Genomic DNA, 3,739 nt, shown 5'->3' on the forward strand with positions numbered 1-3,739 from the left:
GGACCAGGACGATGTCGGCGGGCGGGTCGGGCGCCGGCAGGCCGGGGCCGGCCAGGGCCGCCCTCTTCGCGGTGGGGCCGGGCGGGAGCAGGGCGTCCAGCGCGCGTCCGAAGGTGTCCGCGGCGAGGCCGTCGGGGACGGTCACGCGGGTGCCCGCCGAAGCCGCCAGCAGGTGGGCCAGCGCGGCGCCGACGGCCGCCGCCCAGCGCGGATTCCAGGCTCCGGACGGCGCCACCGGAGGTGTCCTCCCGCATACCGACCAGTCAGTCGGTCGACGAAGGGGTCCGGCGGCGGAGTGTTGGCGTACGGCGTCCGGGGCGAGCCACACCGCGCGCCACAGCGAGCAGTCGTCGATCAGGGTCGCCACCGGCGAACCGCACCGCGCGCAGGCCAGGTTCGGGCCGTCCCGCCCGTCCAGCCCGCAGCAGCCCCCTCCGCAGCGGTCCGGGATCGGAACGGTGCCGCGGGTGTCACCAGGCGCGAGGACGACCGCCCCCGGCGCCCCGAAAGACAGCGCCCACACTGGTGCGAACACCCCGCGGTCCTCAGCCTCGTGCGGCCCGACCTCGCTCCACCGCCGCCACGGCGGGCCGGAGGGCTCGGGGTCGATCGCGTACGCGCCCGGGTCCATGAGCGCGGGCAGCAGATCGTGTCCGTACGACTGATGGGCGTGGACGGGGAGCGCGACCCGCGACACCGCTGCGGTCAGGACAGCACCGCACCGGGCACACGCGAACACGTCGGTCATCGGCCCCCCTTCACGAAGCCCTCACGCTGGTCGCCCACCCGGCGAGGGTACGCAGCCGCGAATGCCGTTTATTGTGCGGCCATGAGCGCCCCTGGCAGCAATGAGTACGAGCGGCTCCAGCAGGATGCCCTGCGGATGCGGACGTCGTCGCCGGCCGAGCGGAGGGCTTTCCTCCGGCAGCAGCGGAACACTCCGCGCAACGCCCGGACGGCCACCATGCTGGTCGGCGTCGTGTATGTGCTCGGCGGGATCGGCCAGACGGGGAAGGCCGTATACGAGGGTCAGTCCGCGCTGGTCATCGCCGTCCTCGTGGCTGCGACGGCGCTGGGAGGCGCCATGTTCGAGTTCGGGCGGCGTGGCCGTACCCGGCTCGCCTTCGCCGTCTTCGTCGTCGGCATGATCGCCCTCTCACTGGTCGGACAGCTCTGACCGGCCGCGGCCGGTTCTCCTCGGCGGCGCTCACCGCAGGAACGCTGCCGCCACCCCCGCGTCCACCGGCACGTGCAGCCCTGTCGTATGGGTCAGGTCGCCGCCGGTGAGGGCGAAGACGGCTGCCGCGACATGTTCCGGCAGGACCTCGCGCTTCAGCAGGGTGCGCTGGGCGTAGAACTCGCCCAGTTTCTCCTCCTCCACCCCGTAGACGGCGGCGCGCTGGGCGCCCCAGCCGCTCGCGAAGATGCCGGAGCCGCGGACGACGCCGTCCGGGTTGACGCCGTTGACGCGGATGCCGTACTCCCCCAGCTCGGCGGCGAGCAGCCGCACTTGGTGTGCCTGGTCGGCCTTGGTCGCGGCGTAGGCGATGTTGTTCGGGCCCGCGAAGACCGCGTTCTTGGAGGCGATGTGGACGATGTCGCCGCCCAGCGCCTGCGTCCGCATCAGCCGGGCCGCCTCGCGGGAGACGAGGAAGGAGCCGCGGGCCATGATGTCGTGCTGGAGGTCCCAGTCGGCGGCGGTGGTCTCCAGGAGGGGCTTGGAGAGGGAGATGCCGGCGTTGTTGACCACGAGGTCGACTCCGCCGAAGGCAAGCGAGGCCGCCGCGAACGCGGTCTCGATCTGCTCCTCGTCGGTCACATCGACGGTGACGGCGACCGCCTGGTCCGGCCCGCCCAGCTCCTCGGCGACCGCCGCGGCGTCGGCACCGTTGCGGTCGGCGACCACCACGCAGGCGCCCTCGGCCGACAGCCGCCGGGCGATCGCCCTGCCGATGCCGGACGCGGCCCCCGTCACCAGGGCGATGCGGCCCGCCAGCGGCTTGGGCCGCGGCATGCGCCGCAGTTTGGCCTCCTCCAGCTCCCAGTACTCGATCCGGAACTTCTCCGACTCCTCGATCGGCGCGTACGAGGAGACGGCTTCCGCGCCCCGCATCACATTGACGGCGTTCAGATAGAACTCGCCCGCCACCCGCGCCGTCTGCTTGTCCTTGCCGAACGAGAACATCCCGACGCCGGGTACGAGGACGATCGCCGGGTCGGCGCCGCGCATCGGGGGCGAGTCGGCGGTGGCGTACCGGGCGTAGTAGGCGGCGTACTCCTCGCGGTAGGCGGCGTGCAGCTCGCGCAGCCGGGCGGTCACCTCCTCCAGCGGCGCGGTGGCGGGCAGATCGAGGACGAGGGGGCGGACCTTGGTGCGCAGGAAGTGGTCGGGGCAGGAGGTGCCGAGCGCGGCGAGCCGCGGGTGCTCGGCGCGGGCGAGGAAGTCCAGTACCGGCTCGGCGTCGGTGAAGTGCCCGGCAAGCCCTCCCGGCGGCCTATGCCTTTCAGCGTCACCGGTTGGAGAGGTGACGCTCGAAACAAGACCCCGCAGGACCGGCGCCAACGCCGCGGCCCGCGCGCGGCGTTCGGCCTCGGGCAGCGGCCGGTAGCCGTCACCGAGCAGCGGACCGAACGGTTCCGCCTTGCCACGCCGGACCAGGAACTCCTCCGCCGTACGGATCATCCACAGCGAGTTGCGCTCGCACTCCTCGGACGTGGCACCCCACGCGGTGATCCCGTGCCCGCCCAGTACGACGCCGACCGCCTGCGGGTTGGTCTCCTTGACGGCGGCGATGTCCAGGCCCAGCTGGAATCCGGGGCGCCGCCAGGGCACCCAGACGACGGCATCGCCGAAGCACTCCCGGGTCAGCCTCTCGCCGTCGGCCGCGCAGGCGAGGGCGATGCCGGAGTCGGGGTGGAGGTGGTCGACGTGCGCCGCGTCCAGCAGGCCGTGCATGGCAGTGTCGATGGACGGTGCGGCGCCGCCCTTGCCGTGCAGGCAGTAGTCGAACGCCGGCACCATCTCGTCCTCGCGCTCCACGCCGGGGTAGGTGGAGGTGAGGGCGCGCAGCCGGTCCAGCCGCAGCACGGCCAGCCCCTGTTCGGTGAGCGTCCCCAGATCGCCGCCCGACCCCTTGACCCACAGCAGTTCGACGGGCTGCCCGGTGACGGGGTCGGCCACCTCCCCTTTCGCGGAGGCGTTCCCTCCCGCGTAGTTGGTGTTGCGCGGATCGGCGCCGAGCGCGCGGGCGCGGCGGAGCAGGGCGGCAACCGCGGGGTGCTGGGCGGGAGAGGACGCGGAGGGCGAAGGGGGCGAGGAGGGCATGCGCTTCCTTCATGAAGGTTTATGAAGCGGTTTATGAAACGATTCAAATCGCGCAAGCAGCAAGCTAGAGGGGCCCGTTGAGGACTGTCAACGGTGCCGGGGCAACGAGCTACACGGAGGCCGGGCGCCAGTCGGCAATCAGCGCGAGCAGCCCGGGAAAGCGGGCCTCCAGATCCTCGATACGGACCTGATTGCGACGAGAGGGGCCGTACTGACGCTGCCGGATGAGACCCGCCTCGCGCAGGGCGCGGAAGTGGTGGGTGAGCGAGGACTTGGGACGGTCCAGTTCGAACCAGGTGCAGGTGTGGTCGAAGTCGACCGACTCCAGCAGCAGTTTGCGCACGATGCCGATCCGGAGCGGATCGCTGAGCGCCGCCATCACCGCCTCCAGCCGCATCTCGTCCCGCGCGGGCT

Annotated in this window: 4 protein-coding genes; 1 reads left to right on the top strand and 3 read right to left on the bottom strand. The window is 72.3% G+C overall.

Features of this window, described 5'->3' with window-relative positions:
- A partial coding sequence (locus tag ITI46_RS33645; protein ID WP_209243742.1) for a hypothetical protein occupies positions 1 to 748 on the bottom strand: 748 nt, incomplete at its 3' end.
- Between the two features lie 81 nt (positions 749 to 829).
- On the opposite strand from ITI46_RS33645, the gene ITI46_RS33650 reads away from it, so the two are divergent.
- A complete protein-coding gene (locus tag ITI46_RS33650) occupies positions 830 to 1,177 on the top strand; it encodes a hypothetical protein (protein ID WP_209243743.1) in 348 nt (115 codons plus the stop codon).
- Between the two features lie 30 nt (positions 1,178 to 1,207).
- Here ITI46_RS33650 and ITI46_RS33655 read toward each other — a convergent pair whose 3' ends face one another.
- Entirely contained in the window at positions 1,208 to 3,325 is a 2,118-nt protein-coding gene (locus ITI46_RS33655; RefSeq protein ID WP_209243744.1) for a bifunctional aldolase/short-chain dehydrogenase, read from the bottom strand.
- Between the two features lie 109 nt (positions 3,326 to 3,434).
- A partial coding sequence (locus ITI46_RS33660) for an ArsR/SmtB family transcription factor (RefSeq protein WP_209243745.1) occupies positions 3,435 to 3,739 on the bottom strand: 305 nt, incomplete at its 5' end.

Origin of the sequence: Streptomyces oryzae (assembly GCF_017676365.1) — a bacterium.
GTDB classification, from domain to species: domain Bacteria; phylum Actinomycetota; class Actinomycetes; order Streptomycetales; family Streptomycetaceae; genus Streptomyces; species Streptomyces oryzae.

What these genes read in the sequence shown, in the direction of transcription:
- ITI46_RS33655 (WP_209243744.1), bottom strand. Translation starts at nt 3,325, where the DNA reads ATGCCCTCCTCGCCCCCTTCGCCCTCCGCGTCCTCTCCCGCCCAGCAC.
- ITI46_RS33650 (WP_209243743.1), top strand. Translation starts at nt 830, where the DNA reads ATGAGCGCCCCTGGCAGCAATGAGTACGAGCGGCTCCAGCAGGATGCC.